This is a genomic window from Cohnella zeiphila (assembly GCF_014212055.1).
GTDB lineage: Bacteria > Bacillota > Bacilli > Paenibacillales > Paenibacillaceae > Cohnella > Cohnella zeiphila.
The window spans coordinates 1-21,631 of the sequence record NZ_JACJVO010000015.1 but is presented as its reverse complement, the minus strand read 5'-3'; the positions used below and the strand labels follow the sequence as shown (position 1 = coordinate 21,631).

Sequence of the window (21,631 nt, the reverse complement as noted above, 5' to 3'; positions counted from 1 at the left end):
CCTTAGCGGGAATCCTTTCGTTTTTCTGTGACTTCGTCACCGAGCAGCGAGGACAGTTCGTCTCTGCGAACGACCTGCAACCAGCCTCGCCCTGTCTCCAGCCACCCGGCTTCCCGGAATCGCTGCAGCGCGCGCGTTACGACTTCGCGGGCCGAACCGATCTCGGCCGCCAGCTCTTGATGCGTTGCATGCAGCACCGGCTCCCGTTCGGAGGTGCCGCGGAGCAGCGCCGCCGCCAAGCGCCGGTCCAGCGGCTCGGACGGCCTGGCATCCATGCGTTCTCCCAATTGCAGAATGTTGTCGAGCAAGTCGCCGAAGAACCAGCGGCGGAACGGTTCCAGCTCCTTCACCCAGCGGAGGAAGCTTTCCTTGGCCACGAACATCGCTTCCGCTTCCGTCTCGGCGACCATCTCGCCCGGGTAATCCCGTCCGCTCAGGCCGCTGAGCACCAGCAGCGAGCAAACCTGCCCCGCGGACAGCAGCTGCAGCATCGATTCGCCGCCGTCCTCTCCGATGCGTGTAATTCGCACCGAGCCGGACAGCAGGAACAGGCCGTATCGCTCGCCTTCCTCCTTCTGAAACAGCCGGCTTTTCGCCGGAAACGTCCGGACGAACGGATGCGCCTGTTCCCATTGATCGTCCGATAGGCCGGCCAGCGACGGAAATCGTTGAAGCAGCCGCGTTCGCTCCGCTTTTATCTCCACGTTAAGCCCTCCTATTTGCGCGCCTTGAACAGCCTTGCTCTCCACGCCGACAGCCGCTAATTCCTGCAAAAGCGCATGCTTTTCAAAACCGGCTCTCGGCACGGGGGCTAATTCCTGCGAAAATACATCTTTTTATCCGTCAAGACAAGCGAATCTAAAGAGGGATGCCTGAAAGCCTGTACATTTGCAGGAATTTCATCGATAATCCTCGTCTGCAAAATGAAAGCCTGCAGATTTGCAGGCTTCGGCGGCAGTCGCGATCCTTCTATATCATCAGAAGCTCGCGGATTTCCTCTTCCGTGATGGAGGACAGCGCTTCGTCTCCCGGTTGGATGATCTCGGCGATGAGGTTTTTTTTGCGATTCTGGAGCTCGACCATCTTCTCCTCGATCGTTCCTTGAGTGACCAGCCGGATGACCTGGACGACCTTCTTCTGGCCGATGCGGTGCGCGCGGTCCGCGGCCTGCTGTTCGACGGCGGGGTTCCACCACAGATCGTACAAGATGACGGTATCGGCCCCGGTCAAATTCAGGCCGGTGCCTCCGGCGCGCAAGGAGATCAGGAAGATGTCCAGCTCCCCTTCGTTGAATCGGCGGCACAGCTCGACTCTCTCCCGGGAAGGCGTCTGGCCGTCGAGATAGAAACAGGAGAGGCCGCGCAGCGCGAGCTCGTCGCGAATCAGATGAAGCATGGACGTGAACTGGGAGAAGATGAGCATCCGCTTCCCGGAGCTCAGCGCCTCGTCCATCAGCTCGAGCAGTTGTTCCAGCTTCCCCGATTCGCCTTCGTAGTTCTCCACGAACAGCGCGGGATGGCAGCACAGCTGGCGAAGACGGGTGAGCCCGGCGAGAATCTTCATCCGGCTCTTCTGGAAGCCTTCGGTCTGCAAGCTGAGCCGCGTCTCGGCCTGAAGGCGGGTCAAGTAGGCGACATACAGCTTCTTCTGCTCGTCGGACAGCTCGGACAGCTGAAGCGTCTCGATCTTGTCGGGAAGCTCCTTCAGCACGTCGCTCTTCATCCGCCGCAGAATGAACGGACGAACCCGTTTGGCGACGGCCTCGCGGGAAAGCTCGGCGAACTCGCGGCGGCTTCCGAACAGCTCGGGGAATACCGCGTCGAACAGCGACCACAGCTCGTCGAGCGAATTCTCGATCGGCGTGCCGGTCAGCGCGAACCGGTACTGCGCCTGGAGGATCTTCACCGCGTGGGCGGTCTGGGTCGCATGGTTCTTGATCGCCTGCGCCTCGTCGAGAAACAACGTATGGAACCGCTGCTTCGCGTACAGATCCATATCGCGCCGAAGAAGCGGATAGGAGGTGATCAGCACGTCGACGTCGCCGAGCTCCTCCAGGATGCCGCTTCTCTCCTGCTTGATCCCGGCGGCGATCACCGCGTTCAGATCCGGCGCGAATCTTGCGATTTCGTTTCTCCAATTGTATAACAGCGAAGCGGGGGAGACGATCAGGACGGGCAAGCCCGACGACCGGATCTCTTCCCGGACCGATTCGATGAAGGCGATGCTTTGCAGCGTTTTGCCGAGGCCCATGTCGTCGGCGAGTATGCCTCCGAAGCGGTAATGGGCGAGCGTCTTCAGCCATTGGAATCCGTCCTTCTGATATTCGCGAAGAACGGAGGCGAGCGATTCCGGAACGGCGTAATCGAGCGTATCCGGATTCCTCATGTTCTCAAGCAGCTGGCGAAGCGACCGCCCGAACCGGACATTACGGCCTTGGGCGCCGGAGTCCATCAGCGCCAGCCCGCGCACGACGGACAGATCGAAGCGGGAGCCGCGTATCTCGCTCTTCCGGATGTCCATATCGTCCATCAGGCGCGCGATCTCCAGGTAGCTCTCGTCCTCCAGCGACAGGAAGCCGCCGTCCGGCAGCCGGTAGTAAGATTTCTTCTCCACCAGCGTCTGAAGGATGCGGCGAATCTCCGCCTCGTCGATGCCTTCCAGATCGAAGCGGACTTCCAGCCATCGGGTGCCGGGGTCAAGGTCCACCGTCAGCCGGGGAGCCGCGACGGGTTGGCGGAGCATCTCTCGCAGCGCATGGGTGGAGGCAACCTCCGCCAGCTTCTCGAGCCGCGGCAGCAAGCGGAACTGGAACCGGTAAAGATCTTCCTCTTCGTCAAGGTAGAGCTCGCTGCCGTTGTATTTGAAGTCGGCCTGCTCGATCAGGCCCATGATCGCGGATTCTCTCTCCACATCGCGAAGCAGAATGCGTCCGTCCGCCAGCGAGGGGCGGCCCCGCTCCGGCCGCATCGGATCGATCTCGATGTCGTCATAGACGTAAGCGAGGCGGGCGAGCAGACGCCCGTTCAGCCAATCGAGATCCAGCCGCGCCCGCAAGCGCGGGCTGACCAGCCGGCCTTCGATCGACGGGTCGATCGACACCTCGCCCAGCCGCCGGAGACCCGGAAGGACGCGGTCCATAAACGGCTCGATCTGGGCCGGAGGGATCATCGCCTGCTTCGTCGGCTTGTAGGCGAACATCTTCCGCAGTTCGTCCAGCCGCTTCATCGAATGATCGTCCATCCGATGCAGGACGCAATCGGCCACCACGACGCCGTAGTTCTCCATCACGAGCACCCGGTCGAGACCGGCGATCTCCAATTGATAGCCGTCGCCGGGAGCAGGTACGATGTCGAAGCGCATCGGGAGCGGCTCATCCGTCACCTGCACGCGGTCGGCCGTCCGCATCCCCTGCTCGAACCGGACGTTCGTGTTCTCCAGCAGCGGAAGCAGCTCCTCCCAGGCGAGAGGAGGGATCAGCAGCACGCGGTCCTGCTGCGGCGAATAGCCCGGAAAGCCGCTCCGGAACGCATCGCGATAGGCGGCTTCGCTGTGCGCGATGCCGATCAGCCGGCGGAAGATCGCCAGATCTTCCGGCTTGAAGCGGTGCAAGGCCGGATCGAAGGTAAAGAGCTTGGCGAAGACGAACGGCAGCTGCTGCTCGACCTTGCCCAGAAAATCTTTGATCCGCTGCACGATATAAAGGCGCCTGGGGCCGACCTTCATCTCGATGCCGAACAGCGGGGATCGGCTCGCATCGGTGACCGCCTTGCACGTGAATTCGACCTCCAGCGTCGTTCGGCCGTTCTCGCCCGATTCTTCGGCAATCGGGGATTCCGGCGCCGCGTTCTCGAACAGGGAGATCATGTTGCGGGCGAACTGGACGTCGCGGGCGGTGAAGGAAGGCTCCGCAGGCACGATTCGAGGCTCCGCGGGCGCCGGCTCTTTCTCCCTCTGGGCATTGTAGAGATGAATAAGCACGGCGGCGATGTGCTCGCAATAATATTCGGAGTGCCGGGCCTGACAGTCGCACCGGGCGTCCTCGACGCCGGAGTCGTCCATCCGAATCCGCACGTTATGCCGGACGTTTCCCCATACGAAAGCCTCGTAACGCCTTTCGGCGTCGTGGAAACTCACTTCCATGACCCGATGGGCTTCGTCGTACTTCATTCCCTTGTCGTAGGAACTCTGGCCGCACAGCAGCTTGATCTGCTGAAGCGATAGCGAGTGGCTCATCCGCGCTTCCTTCCTCCGCCCTCACGAAGCGAACGTATTAATATTTCATTATACCACACGAGAAGAACGATAAGCGCCGAGGGGAGATACGAACAGGCACGATGCTCCCGGATGAATGAAGGCAACCGCTTTTTCCCATATTAGGTACGCAAAGTCCAATCCGATTTTTCAGAGGTATCCCTATGCAGGTAACCAGCAGGTATCAGCTTGCCGCAGCCGTTTTCCTGTTCCAGTTGGGCAGTTCTCCCATGTTCCTTCTTGCCGGTCCGGCCGGAAGGGACGCATGGATCGGCGTGCTGATCGGGTTTGCGGCGGGGCTGCTGCTGCTCGTTGCCGTCATGCTGCCGATTCACCGTATCGAGCCGGAGATGAACCTGATCGAGGTCTCCCGGCGTTACTTTGGTCCCTGGTTCGGCAGCTTACTTTCGTTCTCGTACGTTCTGTACTTTATCTATCAGGCGGTCCGGAACTTTCGCGAATTCAGCGATTGGGTCATTCTGTACTTGCTGCCGAGCACGCCGCTCTTATTCATCCTGGCTGTGCTGATGTTCATCTCGTCATACGCCGTATGGCACGGCGTGGAGGTTTTCTTTCGGCTGACCGAGCTGCTCTGTCCGTGGATCGTTCTGATGTACGCCGCGCTGTTCGCCAGTATTCTGGCTTCGCATTTGATTCACCCCGAACTGCTGGAGCCGGTTCTCGAGCATGGGATCCGCCCTGTCGTGGCAGCGGCGCTTCCCGAAGTGATCTCCTTCCCCTTCGGAGAGATGGTGCTGTTCCTCATGTTCTGGAAATTCGCCGGAGCGTCTCATCGGGTTTCGAGGGCGACTCTGCTGGCTTATCTTTCCGCAGCTACGCTTCTATTCGCCGCCAATGTGCTCATCGTGAGCGTGCTCGGACCTTTCGCCGACGTCAGCGTCATTCCGCTCATGCAGATCACCAGCATGGTCCAGATCGGGGAAGCGATCGAGAGGCTGGATCCGGTCGTCCTTCTTTTGCTGTTCGTCGGGGTGTTCATCAAGCAGACTGCTTATTTCATGGCGGCGGTTCTCTCATTGTCGGAGCTGCTGCGGATCCGGTTCCGGTTTGCCATCGGCCCGGTCGGCGTAATGATCTATCTGGGGGCGCTCGCTTTCAGAAGCTATATGCAGCAAGTGCGAATCGGGTTTAAATTGAACGTCGTCTATCATTTTCCGATATTTCAGATCGCGCTGCCGATTCTGATTCTGGCGGTTATGCTGATTCGCTCTCCCGGAACGCCCAAGATCAGAAGAGCCGATGATGGAGGGATCCGATGACGGCGGAAACCGAGCGGGCGTTAACCGGCCATCTGGCTGAAGATGTGGAGGCCGTCGTCCGGGAACTTGGAGACAGCTGTGACTTGGTCGTTCGGGAATTGACGGGGAAGGAAGAGGGAGAGCCCGAAGCTGCAGTCGTGTACATGAAAACGATGGTCGATGAAGAAACGGTAATGCGTTCGATTCTGGATCCGCTCATGGACGAACTGGATCGACTGGGGATGGAGGAGCCCGGGGACGCGTTCCGGAGGGTACACAAAGATATTCTCCGAATCGGAACGGTCAATGAACGAACGAAACTCAACGAGGTTCTTTGCAGCATTCTGGACGGCGACACGGTCGTGCTGATCGCAGGGAAGGCCGGCGCGCTTGCCGCCTCGACGATCGGCGGGGAATCCCGGGCGGTGGAAGAGCCTACTTCCCAGACGGTGACCCGGGGACCGAAGGAGAGCTTTACCGAGAACCTTCAGACGAACGTGTCGCTCGTCAGGCGGCGGATTCGCTCCCCGCTGTTGCGGGTCGAAGCGTTTAAGCTGGGCAGGCATACGCAGACGAACGCCTGCATGATTTACATGCAGAATATCGCCCAACCCAAAGTGGTGCAGGAGTTCCGCCAGAGGCTTGGGAAAATCGACGTAGACAGCATTCTGGACAGCGGTTATGTGGAGGAGTTGATCCAGGACGCAACATGGACGTCCTTTCCGACCCTTCAGAATACGGAGCGGCCGGATGCCGCATGCGGAGCCGTGATGGAGGGAAAGGTTCTGCTGATCGTCGACGGCACGCCGTTCGCGCTGCTCGCGCCGGTCACGTTCATCAGCTTCTTTCAGTCGAGCGAGGACTACTATCAACGGTACGACATCTCCACCTTTTTGCGTATCCTGCGGTTCTGCGCCTTCTTCATCTCGATGTTCTTGCCTTCGTTATACATCGCGATCACGACGTTCCATCAGGAGATGCTGCCGACGCCGCTGCTCATCAGCCTGGCGGCCCAGCGCGAGGGGGTGCCGTTTCCGGCGATTCTCGAGGCGCTTCTCATGGAGATCACCTTCGAAGTGCTTCGCGAAGCCGGCGTTCGCATGCCGCGGGTGATCGGTCCCGCGATCTCCATCGTCGGGGCGCTCGTCCTGGGGCAGGCGGCGGTGCAGGCCGGGCTAGTGTCCGCGGCGATGATTATCGTCGTCTCGTTCACGGCGATCTCCAACTTCGTCATCCCCGCGCTCAATATGGCCATCGCTGCGCGGCTGCTGCGTTTTGGCATGATGATTCTCGGCGGAACGCTCGGCCTCTTCGGTATTATGTCGGGGATGATGATTCTGCTGATTCATCTGGTCAGCCTGCGCTCGTTCGGCATTTCGTACATGACGCCTTTCTCCCCGATCGTATGGCCCAATCTGAAGGATACGCTGGTACGGGTTCCCTGGTGGCTGATGAAAAAAAGGCCGGCGTTGATCTCCAACCCGCGCCAAGCGGTAAGGAATGCGTCCGGACAGAGACCGTCCCCCCGAAGGAAGAAGCGCCCATGAGGAAAGGGATTCGGGCGGCTGCGATGCTTCTGACGGCTGCGATGCTCACCGGCTGCTGGGACCGCACCGAACTGGACGATATCTCCATCACGTCCGCGGCTGCCGTCGATTGGAAAGACAATCAATGGCTCGTCTCCTACCAGGTTGTCATCCCCTCGGCCATATCCGGAGGCGGAGCGATGGGCAGCGTGCAGGGCGGTTCGTCCAAATTGCCTGTCGCCGTTTACTCCACGCACGGGCCGACTATCCGCGAGGCCATCGGGCAAAGCGTTTTCGAAAGCCCGCGCAAGCTTTTTTTCTCCCATACCCAGGTGTTTATCGTAAGCACGGATATGCTTCGCAAGGGGGTGGAGGAGTTGATCGACGTCTTCTTCCGCAATCCGGACGCCCGGGAAACCGTGTCGGTGCTCGTCTCGGACGGAGATGCAAGGGATATATTGAAGGAGCTGATGCAGATTCAATTCATTCCGGGCGACGGGATCTATGAAACGCTGCAGCGGGAGAGTAGGATGGAGTCGGCGCTGCCCGACACCAGCATATTCAAACTGACGATGCAGTTGGCCGGTTCAGCCCACAACGCCGTGCTGCCGGAGATCGCCTTGTCCGGATCCGAGCCCGTGACGAAGGCCGACCAGTTGAAAAGCACCACCGTCCCATCCAAGCTTAGGCTCCGAAGGTTGGCGGTGTTGAAAGAAGGGCGCTTCGCCGGTTGGCTGGGCCAGGAGGAGGCGCTCGGCGTCGCTTTTCTGCGGGACGAGGTTCATCAGACGGTTCTGCCGTTTCCCTGCCGGGCGACCGATCCGAAGCTCAAGTCGACGATTCAGGTCGACCGCTCCCGAACGACCGTCAAGCCGGTTCGAACCGCAGACGGGTATCGGATGGAGGTGAGAGTCCGTGCGAAGGGAACGATTCTGGAGACGAACTGCGGCGTCGACCTGCTGAAAGCAGATGTCATTCACCGGATGGAGGTGCAGATCTCAAAGGAGATCACCGATCGAATGGAGCAAGGGCTCAGCTCGATCCAAGCGCTTCAGGCCGATGTGGTCGGCTTCGCCGATCTGATTCATCGGCGCGACCCGAAACGGTGGCAGCAGTGGGAGAAGGATTGGCCGGCGCGGTTCGCCAAGACGGAGATGAAGGCAGAGGTCGACTTCACGATTCGCCGCGAAGGGCTCAGCAATAAGTCCATGGACAGCGTGCTGGGATTGAAAACGGACTGAAGGAGAGGCGCGCGGCCTCTCCTCCCGGGAATACTTACTATTTCAGCGATACGACGTGAACGAGCTGGGGCGAAGCCGTCACTTTGATGACGCTCCGCGACCGGTCGTATTCCAGCTTGCCGGAGCCCGCTTCCGCGCGAGGCTCCGAACCGAGCACGTAGAACATGTCGTCGGCGAGCGTTCGGATGCAGACGTCGCGCTCAGCCTTTTCCAGTCCGCCCCACTCCTCGGCGTCCATCTCGAACGTCTCGTAGCAGTTCGGAATGTCTTCCAGCGCTCGCGACAACTCGTCCAGAATTTCATCGTAAGGCCGCGTATATCGAATGGCCATGGGCACACTTCCTTTCCCTGATGAAATACATTATACCTTATGTGCCGGATTTTAAGACGTGCCGGAAGTCTAGTCAATTCCTTCCCTGGCTTTTTAACGGGGGGCAAATCCGCTATAATAGGTTAGCCGTTGTTTACTTTATGCTTAAGCGGGGTCACAACTCGGGAGATGATTGCATTGGTATCGAGACAACGTTTGCGGGGCGTGATCGCCAAACCGTTTGTCTTTTTTTCTGTTCTTATGATTCTAAAAATCTATTTGGCCTGGTTCGTCATCTTCGATGAGGGACACTTTTGGGCGTCGCTGGCAACCGGAGTCCCTTCCGTGTGGTTCGTCTTTTGCCTGATCGAGACGATGTTCTACAAGCGTAAGCTGGGCGCCTATCTGATCGCAGATTTGGTCATGACCAGCATCTACTTTGCGGTTATCATGTACTACAAATATTTCGGCGTCATCGTCACTTATCATGCGCTGCAGCAGGCCGGCCAGGTGACCGAGGTGAAGGGGAGCGTCATGTCCCTGCTTCATCCGTATTTTTTGCTCATTTACGTGGACATCGTCGCCCTGTTCTTCATTCTGATCTTTAACAAAAAAGTGAGGGCGTGGGGGAGAAGCCTCGCGGTCAAGGAGCGCCAACGCTTCGTCACGGGGATCGGCATTCTGATGCTGGCGGCTTGCGTCGCCTGCATCTGGCCGAATAAGGACAGCATGAACGAGATTCTGCAAGCCCAGAGCATGGGGATACTCAACTATGAAGTCTACGCGGCGTTCGCGGCGTCCAAGGATGACGACGTCAGCGCCGTATCGGTCAACCAGCAGGCGATCGAGAAGCTGAAGGGGGAGACGCCTTCCGCGACGCCCGCCTATTTCGGAGCCGCCAAAGGGAAGAACGTCATCATCATTCAAATGGAAGCGTTCCAAAATTTTCTGCTGAACAAGAAGCTGGACGGCAAGGAACTTACGCCGAACATGAACAAGCTTCTCGGCAGCAGCTTGTACTTCCCGCATTTCTTCCAGCAGGTCGGCCAAGGCAACACGGCCGATGCCGAGTTCGTCGTGAATACGTCGTTCTACGTGCCGCAGCACGGCGCCGCGTCGCAGGAATACGTGGACCGCGTATTGCCCAGCATGCCGCGGACGTTCGCGGCGAACGGCTACCAGACCGCCACGTTCCATACGAACGACATTACGTTCTGGAACCGCAAGGAGCTGTACGCGGCTCTCGGCTGGGACAAGCATTATGACAAAACCTTTTTCGGAGACGAGGATCCCGTCATGTTCGCCGCTTCCGACGAGGTGCTGTACAGCAAGACGGCGGACGAATTGGCGAAGATGCAGAGCACCGGCCAGCCGTTCTATGTGCAGCTGATCTCGATGTCGGGCCATCACCCGTTCGACATTCCGGAGCGGAAGTATAAGATGGACCTGCCCGACCGATACGAAGGCACGCTGGTCGGAGACTATATCCGCGCCCAGAACTATGCCGATTACGCTTTGGGCCAGTTCGTCGACAAGCTGAAGGCGAACGGGGTTTGGGACAACAGCGTCGTGGTCATCTACGGCGATCATCAGGGCTTGCCGATCTATTCGCTCACCTCCAAGGAGAAAGACCTGATGAAGGAGATCTACGGCCGCGATTACGGCGTTCAGGACATGATGAACATCCCGCTGCTGATCAAGCTTCCCGGGGCGTCTCCGGAAGGGAAGGAGCTTCCGCAGACCGGCGGACAATCGGACATCTTCCCGACCGTCGCCAATCTGGCGGGAATTTCGCTGGAGGATCATGTTCATTTCGGTCAAGATCTGTTAAATGATACGCATAACGTGCTGCCGGAGAGATATTATTTACCGTCCGGTTCCTTCATTAACGACAGCAGCGTCTTCGTCCCGGGCAAGAGCTTCGAGGACGGGACCATAAGCGCGATCGACGGTGGGAAGCTGGGCAAGGATAGCGTCACCAAGGACCAATACAATCAGGCGCTGGAGCTGCTCAGCATGTCGGATGCGTATGTCCGGTCGCTGCCGGAAAGAAAGTAGCGCAGAAGCAGAGAGAAAAAGGGAATCCCCGGGGGGAGGTCCGAAAATCGTGGCAATCGCAGTTCGTTACCGCAAGTATATGCCGCTGCTGTTCATGCTGATTTTTCCGATGCTAGGCGCGATTTACGGCTGGGTCGACAAGCCGGGCAAAGTGATTTATCACTTGACGACCCGGCTGGACGACGCCATACCGTTCGTCAAATATTTCGCGATACCTTACGGCGTTTGGATTTTTTATATTTATTTGTGCGTTCTGTATTTCTTCAAAAAAGACATTCGGGTCTATTATCGCGCTCTCATGGTCTATACGCTATGCGCGCTCGTCTGCTACGGGATTTATTCCGGGTTCCAGACGACCGTGCCTCGTCCGGTGCTGGTCGGACACGATCCGTTCACGCGGCTGGTGGCGTTTATTTACCACCGGGATCGGCCGTTCAACTGCTTCCCCAGCATCCATGTATTCTCCAGCTATATGGTCTTCCGGCTGCTGGCGGCCAGCGGCTTCCGCAACGCCCGGAATCTGGCGTTGATCGGAGGCACCTCGACGGCGATCATTCTGTCGACGCTGTTCATCAAGCAGCATGCCATCATGGACGGCATCGCCGGCATCTTGCTGGTGGAGATCGTGCTCGCCGGAGTGATGTACGCCGAGCGGCTTCTCTCCGGGGGACAGCAGGAGCGGCAGAGAGGCACCTTCGGAGCGTAATGTCAAAAAAAAAACGGCGCCGGCCAACGGGAATCGATCCCGCTGGCCGGCGCCGTTTTATCCGGGGGCTCCCCCGAAAGTAATCGGAATTCGCATCGAAGCTTTGCGTCACTTTTGGGGGATTATATCCGGGGGCTCCCCCGAAAGTAATCGGAATTCGCATCGAAGCTTTGCGTCACTTTTGGGGGATTCGACAGTTATACGCGCGAGTACAAGCACCGGTAATATTGTTTGATCGCGTCCTTGGAATAGCCGAGCTCGTTCCGCAGATGGAGATAGCCGATCGGATTAAGGGAGGACAGCAGCGCATGAGCGGCAAAAGCCGATTTCTCTTTTTCCCCGTTATCCGTCCGCATCTCGTCGTACAGTTTGGTCACGAGTTCCTTCACGCGCAAGTAAATCGGCGACCGAAAGAACGCGGTGCGGTCCGTCTCGCATGCGTATACGTTGTGAAGCGGAATGAGGAACTGACATTTCTCGTCGATAAAGTCGATGATCCGGTCCATCACGAGTCCGAGCCGCTCGGCCGCTTCGCGGCCGCTAATGTCCGCCAGATCGCGCTCGAGCTCGTCGAGAAGCCGCTGCCCGGTATCTTCCATCAGATCGGAGCATAAATCCCCTTTGTGCGCGTATCGTCTGTATAGAGTGCCCTGCCCGATTCCCGCCGTCTTGGCGATCTGGTGCATGCTGACTTCGCTCACTCCGTATTGGGAAAACAAGTTTCGAGCGGTTTCCAGAATCAGTCGGCGATGGGCGGCGGCATCGCTGCGTTCTTTGCGAATGGGCATCCTTCTCCCTCCACCTCTGCCTAGGTTACCCCAAAATGTTCTTGACAACCGGACATCTGTCCGCTAACATCAAGCTTAAACGGACAATTGTCCGTATTGTGAACGGTACGTCCGTTACAATTGTCCGCAGTCCTATTGTAACGCGCGATGCGAATTCAGGTCAATCCGCGCGGAATGATAAGGAAGTCCGTTAGAACGGACAGGGCGGCGTGCCGGGATAAGGGAGAGGAGAAAACGCATGTCTGTTCAAGCTTCAAAGGCGGAGGCGCCGGCATCGGGCTCGATTGCTTCGATTCTGGGTCCGCTGATTGCCATCATCGTGGGGCTTTTCATGGTTATTCTGGACGGAACCGCCGTCAACGTCGCCATTCCCAAGCTTCAGGAGGATTTTAACAGCTCGTTGTCGCTCGTGCAGTGGACGGTTACCGGCTACGCGCTGGCGCAGGCGGCCGTCATTCCGCTTGCCGGCTGGCTGTCGGACCGCTTCGGCGCGAAGCGCATCTTCTTGATCTCGATCGCGCTCTTTACGATCGGATCGCTGCTGTGCTCGTTCGCCCAATCGGCCGAGATGCTCATTCTGTTCCGCGTTCTGCAAGGTCTCGGGGGCGGCGTCGTCATGCCGATCTCCATGGCGTTCGTCTATCGGATGGCACCGCCGGATAAAGTCGGAGCGGTCATGGGCATGATGGGCGTGCCGATTCTGCTGGCTCCGGCGCTCGGACCGGTGCTCGCCGGTTCGCTGGTCGACTATGCCAGCTGGCACTGGATCTTCCTGATCAATCTGCCGATCGGCGTCATCGCCGTGCTGCTCGGCATTCGCACGCTGCCGAACATCGATCGCCAGTCCGTCGCGTCGCTGGACCTGCTCGGCATCATTCTGGCGCCGCTGGCGTTCGCCGCATTGTCCTACGGCGTGACGCAGGGCGGATCGAGCTGGACTTCGACCGAGACGCTCGTCGGACTCATCGTAGGGGTCGTCGCGCTGGTGCTGTTTGTCATTGTGGAGCTCCGAAGCAAGAATCCGCTTCTCGAATTGCGCGTCTTCCGTTCGGGTAACTTCACTCGCGGCATTGTGGTCCAATGGGTATCCCAGTTCGCCCTGTTCGGCTCCTTCTTCCTGGTGCCGGTGTTCCTGCAATCGGCGAAAGGATATACCGCCTTCGACACCGGCTTGATCATGCTTCCGCAAGCGATCGCTTCGGGAGTGTTCATGCCGATCGGCGGCCGCTTGTCCGACCGTTTCGGCGCGAGGCCGCTCGTTCTCGCCGGCATGATCTTCGTCATCGGAGCGACCGCGCTGCTCGCCAACCTGGACGCGAACGACGGCAAGATCATGGTGATGATTCCGCTTGCCTTGCTCGGCGCCGGAATGGGCCTGTTCATGATGCCGCTCAACACGCATCTGATCCAGTCGTCTCCGCAGAACCTGGTCGGACGCGTCACTTCGCTGACGAACGCCGCCCAGCAAGTCGTCTCCTCGCTGGCGATCGCCACGCTGACGACGCTGTCGACGAACAAGATGAAGGACCTGCTGATCTCGGCGCACAAGCAGGCTCCCGAGCTGAAGGAATGGACCACCGCGTTCAGTTATACGTTTTTCATCCTGATCTTCGTCGGCGTCGCGGGCGCGATCCTCGGCCTGCTGCTCAGCCGGCCGAAGGTAGACCCCAACGCCGAAGCGTCCGCCGAAATTCATATGATGGTCGGCTGACGGCCAGTTGATGGATACAGCCTCTCTCTCCGCCGCATCCCGGCGGGGAGGAGGCTGTTTTGTCGTCTCGGGGCGAAGTCTCGAATTCGCCGACGAAGACTGCCGGAAGCGCGCATGCGATGTATTGCATGCAAGAAGCGCCAGGAGCCCGCCGCGCGGCTGAGTTGGCCTCGCCCGAGGCCAATAAATTGGACGACCCCCGCAGGGCTTGCCTGACGGGGGTCTAAAATGCGATAAGCGTGAACCGGGACTCTCCTGCAGCACTTCCACGAAAACAACGAAGGCCCTGCCTCTCCAACGTTCTTGCGGTTCCGATGACCGCGCCAGTGGTGAATTCGTGTTCCTTCAAGCAGCCGATTTTAGTCAAGGAATGCGGTGGTGAACGGGAGGAAATTCAACCCAAAGAGGAAAAATCGGAGGTTACACTTAATACAATTATTTATCATACCTCAGTATGATTGTTTTGTCAAAGGTTTTGCCGGACAGGTATAATGAAGCGGGAAGATGACCTAAAGATTGCGAGGGATCGTTACGAAGAAGATCCTGTTTACCGGGGGAGGCTCGGCCGGCCACGTGACGGTGAACCTGGCGCTCATTCCCCGCTTTCTCGAAGAGGGATGGAAGGTCGAATATATCGGTTCGACGGGCGGAATCGAACGGCAGCTCGTCTCGTCGCTGCGGGATGTCCGTTATTACGGAATCGAGACCGGCAAGCTCCGAAGATATTTGGACTGGAACAATGTGAAGGACCCCTTCCGAATCGCGAAGGGCGTCTGGCAGGCATATCGATTAATTCGAAAAGAAAGGCCCGACGTGCTGTTCTCCAAAGGAGGATTCGTCTCGGTCCCCGTCGTTCTGGGGGCGTGGATGAACCGCGTTCCGATCGTCATCCACGAGTCCGACCTGACGCCGGGACTGGCCAACCGGATATCCATTCCGTTCGCCGGCGCCGTATGCACGACGTTTCCGGAGACGGGCGATCATCTGGGCAAAGGAAAAGTCCATCACGCGGGCCCGATCGTCCGGGAGGAGCTTCGCCGGGGGAATGCCGAGCGCGGACGGACGTTCTGCGGCTTCGCCGGCGGCAAGCCGGTGCTGTTGGTCATGGGCGGAAGCCTGGGAGCGCGAAAGATCAACGAGGCCGTGAGGGCGGCGCTTCCGCTGCTGACGCCGGCTTTTCAGGTCGTGCACTTGTGCGGGAAAGGACAAAGGGACGACTCCGTCCGCTCGCCTCATTATCGGCAATACGAATACGTGCAGGAGGAGTTGCCGGATTTGCTGGCCATGACCGACGTCGTCGTATCCCGGGCGGGCTCCAACTCCATCTTCGAATTTCTCGCGCTGCGCAAACCGATGCTGCTCGTTCCGCTGACGAGACAGCAGAGCAGGGGCGATCAGTTGGTGAACGCCGAATCGTTCCGCCGGTCGGGCTTTTGCGAAGTGCTGTTCGAGGAAAAGATGACCGCCGAGACGCTCGCCGCGGAAGCGAAGCGGCTTTACGAGAATAGGCACGCCTACAAGCGGGAGATGGACCGCTTCGACCAGGGGGACGCGCTGTCCTCCGTCTTCGAGCTAGTGCGCTCGGCGGCGAAGTAAAAAGCCGGGCTGTTCGTTCAGAACCCGGCTTTGGGGAGTTCGGCCGTCACGACGGTTCCCCGGCCGGGAGCCGACTCCACCCTCGCCTGCCCGCCGACGCTTCGGGCCCGCTCCTCCATGCTGAACAGGCCGACGCCGGTCCTCTCCGGCATGGGCACGAAGCCGACGCCCCGGTCTTCGATCCGGGCGTGAACGCAGGCGTCGCTCTCCCAGACGTCGACCTCCGCTTCCGTCACCTTGGCGTATTTGCCGACATTGGTGAGCGCTTCCTGAACGATTCGGTACAACGCGGTCTCGACCTGGCGGTCCAACCGGTTCGCCAGCTTGCAGCTGAGCCGGACGCGAATGCCGTAATGCTGCGAGAACATCTCGGAATAGCTGCGCAAGGCGGGGCCCGCGCCGAGATCGTCCAGCACCGATGGCCGCAGTTCCCACGCCAGGCTGCGCACTTCCTCGATGACGCCGGTCACGTCGCGCCGCAAGGTCTCGAGCTCTTCGGGATGATCGGGGCGAGCGAGCAGGCGGTCCAGCTGGATGGCCAGGCCGAACAGGCTTTGGCCGATTCCGTCGTGCAGCTCGCGGGAGAAACGCTTCCGTTCTTCCTCCTGGATTTGCATGACCCTCGTCATCATCTTTTGCAGTTCTTCTTCGGCTTTTTTGAGCGGCGTCACCTCGTTGCGGATGGCCAAAAATTGATAGGGAACGCCCTGCTCGTCGAGAAAAGGGACGATCGTCGTGTATACCCAATAATAAGAACCGTCCTTCGCCCGGTTGCGAAGCTCGCCGCGCCACACCCTCCCGGCCTGTATGGTCTGCCAGAGCCCGCGAAAAAACGCTTTGCCGTGATACCCCGAATTGACGATGCGATGGTCCTGGCCGATCAGCTCTTCTCGGCTGTACTTCGATATTTCACAGAATTTATCGTTAACGTAGCGAATTTTTCCTTTCCGGTCCGTAAGGGCCACGATGGACGACTCGTCCATCGCCAGCTTCAGATCGGTCAGCTGCTTGAGCGTCTTTCTGAGTTCTTCCCGGACTTGCGGATCGTCCCCCGACTGTTCCAAGCCGACGAGCAGCCGGTCGACGTACTGTCCGATTCCCGTCGAGTAACGGGAGGAAGGCGCGTTGTCGCTAGGCGTCAAAGTTCAGCAACCCCTTTTTGAGCGCGTATTTGACGAGATCGGGACGGGTGCGCAGTCCCAGCTTCTCCATCAGGTGGGCTTTGTGCGTCTCGACCGTCTTCACGCTGATGATGAGGCGTTCCGCGATCTCCTTGTTGGAGTAGCCCTTGGCGATCCAGGCGAGCACTTCCCGCTCCCGGTCGGAGAGCGACTCGTAGGCGCCGGCGCCGTCTCCGCTGCGGACCCGGTCCATATACTCGTTCATCAACCGCTTCGTCGCGGTCGGGTACAGGTAGGCGTTGCCGGCAAATACCGATTCGATGGCGGTCAGCAGTTCCTCGTGAGGCGCGCTTTTCAGCACATAGCCCGACGCCCCGGCGTGAATGGACCGGAACAGGTATTCATCGTCGTCATGCATCGTCAGGATCAGAACGTTCGTCTCGGGCAGCAGCTTCTTGAGCTCGGCAGTGGCGGTCAGGCCGTCCTTGCCGTGCGGCATGCTTAGATCCATCAGCACGACGTCGGGCTTCAGCTCCTCCGACAGGCGAATCGCCTCGTCGCCGTCCGCCGCGTCCGCCACGACCTGCAGATTCGGTTGGGACTCCAGCAGCAAGCGAAGCCCCGTTCGCACGACGATATGGTCGTCAACCAGCATGATCCGGATCAAGCCGTCTCCTCCTTATTTAACGATTGAGCTTATGACCAGCATATCAATTCCGGGGGAGGATTTGAATGCCGGATCCGGATTTCGCCGCGGCTTCCTCTGCCCAATGTCCGATTCGATCGGCGGCTTCCCGAAGGACAAGCAGATCGTCCGCCGTATAGCGCCGCGCCGACCGCGCGCCAACCATCAGCACGCCCGGGGAGCCGACGGCGGCGATCGGACAGGCGGCGGCCGCCACGAGCCGTTCGACGTTCATTAATGCCGATTCCTGCCGTTTCCGGACTGCGTCCGGGTGACTGTCGTCCAGAGCGAGCGCCCGGCCGACGCGGAGAACGGAGCCCTCCAGGCCGCGCCCCGGCCGAATGGACAGCATGCGATAACGATCGTCCGCGCAGCCGGACGCAGCCCACCATGCCCATTGCGGCCGTCCGTCCGGAAGCCAGGCGACCGCCGCGACATCGGAGGCCAGCGCTTCGCGCAGATCCGACAGCTCCGCGTCGATCCGTTCGTCAATCGTTTCCATGGTCTTCCCTCGCTTTCCCGTAGCTCTTTTCTTTTCATTGTAAGCTGTCGGGGTTCCGAAGTAATTCGGGGAATTCCCCTAATTTCGAATCAGGGAATGGCGTCTCCTCCCTGATTGGAAAATAGGGGAAAGCAACGCCGATTTTCAGAACTTATCCCGATGGGGGAGAAACGGCTTCCGCGGTATGATGAAGCCATGAGATGAGAGGAGACGATGATCATGACAAACTGGCTGAGAACGAATAAGATCGCCGCGGGGCTGATGGTGCTGATTCGGATCTATCTGGGGTGGCAATGGCTCGATGCGGGCTGGCACAAGCTGACGGGAGGGTTCAATGCGGCGGGCTTCCTTCAGAATGCCGTGAACAACCCGGTGCTGGAGTCGGGAACGAAGGAGAAGCTGTATCCGAACTTCGTCGCTTTCCTCGATCATTTCGCCCTGCCGAACGCGAAGCTGTTCAACGTCGTCATTCCGCTCGGGGAATGTCTGGTCGGGGCGGGGCTGATCCTGGGAGCGCTGACCGTGACGGCGGCATTCTTCGGGATGCTGATGAACTTCATGTTCCTGCTGGCGGGAACCATATCGAGCAATCCCTGGCTCATACTGTTCGGCACGATCGTGCTGATGGCCGGACCCAATGCCGGCCGGTTCGGAGCCGACTACGTCTTGCTTCCGTGGCTGAAGGCCGAGTGGCGCAGGCTGACCCATCGGACGCCCAAGCAGCCGCCGCTGAATCCGAAAGGCGCCGTCGGCTGACGGCATGCTGATCCAGGACACGCGATCGAAACCCCCGGAACCGTCCGTTCCGGGGGTTTCGCATTGGCGACGGGGCTCCGATTTTGGAGGAAAAAGTTAGAATTTTCCCAACGAGGTTCGACCGATTCCGCCGAAGATAGCCTTTATAATAGGAGGAAACGAATCGAGGAGGCAACGTCATGATGCAATTTTCGGCCGTGGTGCGGGAATTGAGAAAATGGCTGACATCCTTTGCCGTCGTGAATGTTGTGCTGCCGTTCGCGCAGTACACGCTGTTCGGCGGGTTGGGACTGCTTTTCCTCTACGAGCTGCTGTTGAAAATACTGCCTTACTCCAGCTACGATACGATCGACTTGCTGTTCACGACGATTCCGTTGTACGCGATCGGGTACTTCGCCTTTTTCTCCGGCATCTGGCTGACGCTGATTTCTCCGCGAATCCGAGAGCTGCCGATCGCCCTATGGGGGTACGCTTTCGTCATCCTTTTCCCTTTCGAAGGCCTGACGTTGCTTTTGATCGTAAGAGCCGTGATTTACATACTGGCCGGATGGGCGCTGTTTCGCTATACGACGGCTGTCGGGGCCGGGCGCGAAGGAAATCCGTATTCGGGATAGAAGGAAGCGCTCTGGGAGCAACCTCCATTCATCCCCTCTCGCTTGTCGGCGGAGGGGATGTTGACCTTTGGCGGGGCGGCTGGTAGAATCGAGATTGTAAACGCGTGTTCATAGGAAAAGGAAGATGAGCAAGTTGAGGAAGTCCGAGATCAATTCCGTCGAGATCGCCAGGCTGGCCGGCGTGTCCCGGAGCACGGTGAGCCGCGTGGTCAACAACTATGCCAATGTGCCCCCCGAGACGCGGGCCAAGGTTATGAAGGTCATCGAGGAGCACCGCTATGTTCCGAATCTGTCCGCGCAAGTTCTCGCCGGCAAAGGCACGAGAACGATCGGGCTGTTCGTGATCGAAGCCGGGCATGTCTCGAGCGACATGCTGTCGAACATGCTGATCGCGAGCGTCATCGAGAACGCGTCCGCCCTGGGCTATTATGTGCTGACTCACATCATTCGCGACGCTTCCGATGCGGACAGCGCGCGAAGCGTCAAGGACATCTTCTATCAGCGCCGCATCGACGGCGGCATCTTCATCGGCGCGGCGAACGAGGAGCCGCTGATCGAGGAGCTGATCGCCGAAGGGTTCAAGATCGGGCTGGTCGATCAGCATTTGCCGGGGAGGAACGAGCCGAACCGGGTCGTCGTCAACTTCGACAACGAGCGGGGCATGCTGCTCGCGGTCGGTTATTTGGCCGGCCTGGGACACAAGCGGATCGGGATCGTCAACGGCGACATGAAGCGGCTTTCCGGCCAGGACAAGTATGACGGCTTTCTGGCCGCGATGAAGGAGCACGGTTTGCCGGTGGAACCGCGCTGGGTGCTGCCGGCCGGCTTCCACGAGGAAGAAGGGTACGAGGCGATGCGATCGTTCTTGCGAAGCGGCGAAGAACGGCCGACGGCGATTGTCATGGCGAACGACAGCGTCGCTTTCGGCGCCATCCGCGCTCTTCGCGAGCAGGGCTTGTCCGTCCCGGAAGACTTGTCGGTCGTCGGCTTCGACGATCATGCGCTGAGCGCCCGCTTCCAGCCGGCGCTGACGACGGTCAAGGTGGACTTCGACGGCATGATGCGCCAGTTGACGGAGTCGCTGATCGTCCGGATCGAAGGCGAAGCCGCCGGCCAGGCGCCGGAGGAGCCCCCGGCCGGCTCCCGCCTGATCGTGCGGGACTCCTGCCGGCCGCTGTGAGCGGACCGGCAGCCGCGGGGCGGGTAGCCCGCGGGCTTTTTTACCGCTTTTGTAAACGCGTGTTCATTAAGATGAATGAAGGAGAGGGTTAACGGATGGATGGGAATTTGCTCGGCAACCGCGTGATTACGCAGATTGGTCTGCTTGTGAACGATATCGACAAGACGTCGGAAGCGTACGCGCGCTTCTTCGGCGTCGAGAAGCCGCAGTGGTTCTGGACGGACGCTCCGGAAGTCGCTCGGACGGAGTTTCGCGGCGCTTCTTCGGATGCGCGGGCGAAGCTTGCTTTTCTGGATATGGGCTCGCTGCAGCTGGAACTGATCGAACCCGACGCGAATCCGAGCACCTGGCGGGAATCGCTGGATCAGAACGGAGAAGGCTTCCACCATATCGCGTTCGTCATTGACGGCATGAAAGAGAAGATCGAACTCCTCGGGCGCAACGGCTATCCGCTGCTGCAGAAGGGCGAATATACGGGCGGCCGCTACGCGTACATGGATACGTTCCAGGACCTGAAAGTTCTGATCGAGCTGCTGGAGAACGACCGATGAACATTCTCATTACCGGAGCCGGACGCGGATTGGGATTGGAATTGGCGAAGCAGGCGCTGGAGCGCGGGCATCAGGCTGTGGCGTGCGTACGGGACGCGTCCGCGCCGCCCGCCGGGCTGAAGGCATTGGCGGATGCTTATTCCGGTCAAATCCGGATCGAGTCGCTGACGGTCGAATCCGAAGAGGATGCCCGGCAACTTGCCGATCGGCTGAGACAGGATGCCTTCGAGTTGGACGCGATCGTCAACAATGCGGGCGTGCTGCTGGGCCGGGACCAGAGAATCGCCTCGCTGTCGATGGACGACGTCCGGCGGACGTTCGACGTCAATCTGTTCGGGCCGATGATGGCGGCGAAGCACTTGATTCCTCTTATTCGGGAAGGCAAATCCGGCGCGGACATGCTGATCAACATCTCGTCGGAAGCGGGAAGCTTCTCCGGAGCTTACGGCGGCGACTACCCGTACGCGCTGTCGAAGCTTGCGCTGAACATGTTCTCCAAGCAGCTCAACGAGGAGCTGAAGCAGCGCGGCATCCGGGTGCTGGCCGTTCACCCCGGCTGGATGCGAACGGATATGGGCGGACAGGCGGCGCCGCTGGCCGCGGAGGACAGCGCCCGGGGCATCCTGGACATGATCGAAGGAAAGACGCAGGTTCCGGACGATCTGTTTTTCGTCGATTACGCGGGACGTCCGATGCCGATCTGAACGGTCATTTTCTCTCCAAGCCGAGTATTCGTACTCGGCTTTTTTCTTTTTCGCGTGCCCAGCGAAGCACGC

At 59.4% G+C, this 21,631-nt stretch carries 19 protein-coding genes; 12 read left to right on the top strand and 7 right to left on the bottom strand.

Going from position 1 to position 21,631, the window contains the following annotated elements; all coding sequences use genetic code 11:
- Window positions 1-2: 2 nt before the first annotated feature.
- Window positions 3-704, bottom strand: coding sequence for a helix-turn-helix domain-containing protein (locus H7C18_RS12665; protein WP_185129437.1), 702 nt, complete (start codon window positions 702-704; stop codon window positions 3-5).
- Window positions 705-969: 265 nt separating this feature from the next.
- Window positions 970-4,233: a DEAD/DEAH box helicase gene (locus tag H7C18_RS12660; protein WP_185129436.1), complete on the bottom strand. Its 3,264-nt coding sequence runs from the start codon at window positions 4,231-4,233 to the stop codon at window positions 970-972.
- Window positions 4,234-4,415: 182 nt separating this feature from the next.
- Here H7C18_RS12660 and H7C18_RS12655 point away from each other — a divergent pair, with 182 nt between their 5' ends.
- Genes H7C18_RS12655 through H7C18_RS12645 form a run of 3 tightly spaced genes read left to right on the top strand, consistent with a single transcriptional unit; the run spans window position 4,416 to window position 8,277 of the window.
- Window positions 4,416-5,531: a GerAB/ArcD/ProY family transporter gene (locus H7C18_RS12655; RefSeq protein ID WP_185129435.1), complete on the top strand. Its 1,116-nt coding sequence runs from the start codon at window positions 4,416-4,418 to the stop codon at window positions 5,529-5,531.
- Window positions 5,528-7,057 carry a spore germination protein gene (locus H7C18_RS12650; RefSeq protein WP_185129434.1) on the top strand — a complete coding sequence of 510 codons (1,530 nt, stop codon included), beginning with the start codon at window positions 5,528-5,530 and terminating at the stop codon, window positions 7,055-7,057. Before H7C18_RS12655 ends, H7C18_RS12650 begins: the two co-directional genes overlap by 4 nt.
- Window positions 7,054-8,277 carry a Ger(x)C family spore germination protein gene (locus tag H7C18_RS12645; RefSeq protein ID WP_185129433.1) on the top strand — a complete coding sequence of 408 codons (1,224 nt, stop codon included), beginning with the start codon at window positions 7,054-7,056 and terminating at the stop codon, window positions 8,275-8,277. Before H7C18_RS12650 ends, H7C18_RS12645 begins: the two co-directional genes overlap by 4 nt.
- 37 nt (window positions 8,278-8,314) lie before the next feature.
- Here H7C18_RS12645 and H7C18_RS12640 read toward each other — a convergent pair whose 3' ends face one another.
- Entirely contained in the window at window positions 8,315-8,608 is a 294-nt protein-coding gene (locus H7C18_RS12640) for a hypothetical protein (RefSeq protein ID WP_185129432.1), read from the bottom strand.
- 168 nt (window positions 8,609-8,776) lie between these two features.
- Here H7C18_RS12640 and H7C18_RS12635 point away from each other — a divergent pair, with 168 nt between their 5' ends.
- Window positions 8,777-10,645 carry an LTA synthase family protein gene (locus H7C18_RS12635; protein WP_185129431.1) on the top strand — a complete coding sequence of 623 codons (1,869 nt, stop codon included), beginning with the start codon at window positions 8,777-8,779 and terminating at the stop codon, window positions 10,643-10,645.
- 49 nt (window positions 10,646-10,694) lie between these two features.
- On the top strand, window positions 10,695-11,351 hold the full coding sequence (locus tag H7C18_RS12630) for a phosphatase PAP2 family protein (RefSeq protein ID WP_185129430.1): 657 nt from the start codon (window positions 10,695-10,697) through the stop codon (window positions 11,349-11,351).
- Between the two features lie 197 nt (window positions 11,352-11,548).
- Here H7C18_RS12630 and H7C18_RS12625 read toward each other — a convergent pair whose 3' ends face one another.
- Complete coding sequence (locus H7C18_RS12625; protein ID WP_185129429.1) at window positions 11,549-12,139, bottom strand: TetR/AcrR family transcriptional regulator; 591 nt, start codon at window positions 12,137-12,139, stop codon at window positions 11,549-11,551.
- 238 nt (window positions 12,140-12,377) lie between these two features.
- Between H7C18_RS12625 and H7C18_RS12620 the strand changes: the two genes are divergently transcribed.
- Both H7C18_RS12620 and H7C18_RS12615 read left to right on the top strand, forming a co-directional pair.
- Window positions 12,378-13,850, top strand: coding sequence for a DHA2 family efflux MFS transporter permease subunit (locus tag H7C18_RS12620; protein WP_185129428.1), 1,473 nt, complete (start codon window positions 12,378-12,380; stop codon window positions 13,848-13,850).
- 525 nt (window positions 13,851-14,375) lie between these two features.
- Window positions 14,376-15,446 carry an undecaprenyldiphospho-muramoylpentapeptide beta-N-acetylglucosaminyltransferase gene (locus H7C18_RS12615; RefSeq protein ID WP_185129509.1) on the top strand — a complete coding sequence of 357 codons (1,071 nt, stop codon included), beginning with the start codon at window positions 14,376-14,378 and terminating at the stop codon, window positions 15,444-15,446.
- Between the two features lie 17 nt (window positions 15,447-15,463).
- Here H7C18_RS12615 and H7C18_RS12610 read toward each other — a convergent pair whose 3' ends face one another.
- The 3 genes from H7C18_RS12610 to H7C18_RS12600 are packed head-to-tail and all read right to left on the bottom strand — an operon-like array spanning window position 15,464 to window position 17,754.
- Window positions 15,464-16,588: a PAS domain-containing sensor histidine kinase gene (locus H7C18_RS12610; RefSeq protein ID WP_420481858.1), complete on the bottom strand. Its 1,125-nt coding sequence runs from the start codon at window positions 16,586-16,588 to the stop codon at window positions 15,464-15,466.
- Window positions 16,578-17,234 carry a response regulator transcription factor gene (locus H7C18_RS12605; RefSeq protein ID WP_185129427.1) on the bottom strand — a complete coding sequence of 219 codons (657 nt, stop codon included), beginning with the start codon at window positions 17,232-17,234 and terminating at the stop codon, window positions 16,578-16,580. Before H7C18_RS12605 ends, H7C18_RS12610 begins: the two co-directional genes overlap by 11 nt.
- Before the next feature lie 43 nt (window positions 17,235-17,277).
- Window positions 17,278-17,754 carry a GAF domain-containing protein gene (locus tag H7C18_RS12600; RefSeq protein WP_185129426.1) on the bottom strand — a complete coding sequence of 159 codons (477 nt, stop codon included), beginning with the start codon at window positions 17,752-17,754 and terminating at the stop codon, window positions 17,278-17,280.
- A 219-nt stretch (window positions 17,755-17,973) separates the two neighbouring features.
- On the opposite strand from H7C18_RS12600, the gene H7C18_RS12595 reads away from it, so the two are divergent.
- From H7C18_RS12595 to H7C18_RS12575, 5 genes are all read left to right on the top strand, one after another.
- The gene (locus H7C18_RS12595; protein WP_185129425.1) at window positions 17,974-18,510 is read left to right on the top strand and encodes a DoxX family membrane protein; all 537 of its coding nucleotides are present in this window, start codon (window positions 17,974-17,976) and stop codon (window positions 18,508-18,510) included.
- A gap of 179 nt (window positions 18,511-18,689) precedes the next feature.
- The gene (locus H7C18_RS12590) at window positions 18,690-19,124 is read left to right on the top strand and encodes a hypothetical protein (protein ID WP_185129424.1); all 435 of its coding nucleotides are present in this window, start codon (window positions 18,690-18,692) and stop codon (window positions 19,122-19,124) included.
- Between the two features lie 124 nt (window positions 19,125-19,248).
- A complete protein-coding gene (locus tag H7C18_RS12585) occupies window positions 19,249-20,304 on the top strand; it encodes a LacI family DNA-binding transcriptional regulator (RefSeq protein WP_238357665.1) in 1,056 nt (351 codons plus the stop codon).
- 95 nt (window positions 20,305-20,399) lie between these two features.
- Window positions 20,400-20,855: a VOC family protein gene (locus tag H7C18_RS12580; RefSeq protein ID WP_185129423.1), complete on the top strand. Its 456-nt coding sequence runs from the start codon at window positions 20,400-20,402 to the stop codon at window positions 20,853-20,855.
- On the top strand, window positions 20,852-21,559 hold the full coding sequence (locus H7C18_RS12575) for an SDR family oxidoreductase (RefSeq protein ID WP_185129422.1): 708 nt from the start codon (window positions 20,852-20,854) through the stop codon (window positions 21,557-21,559). The genes H7C18_RS12580 and H7C18_RS12575 overlap by 4 nt, the downstream gene beginning before the upstream one ends.
- Window positions 21,560-21,631 lie beyond the last annotated feature (72 nt).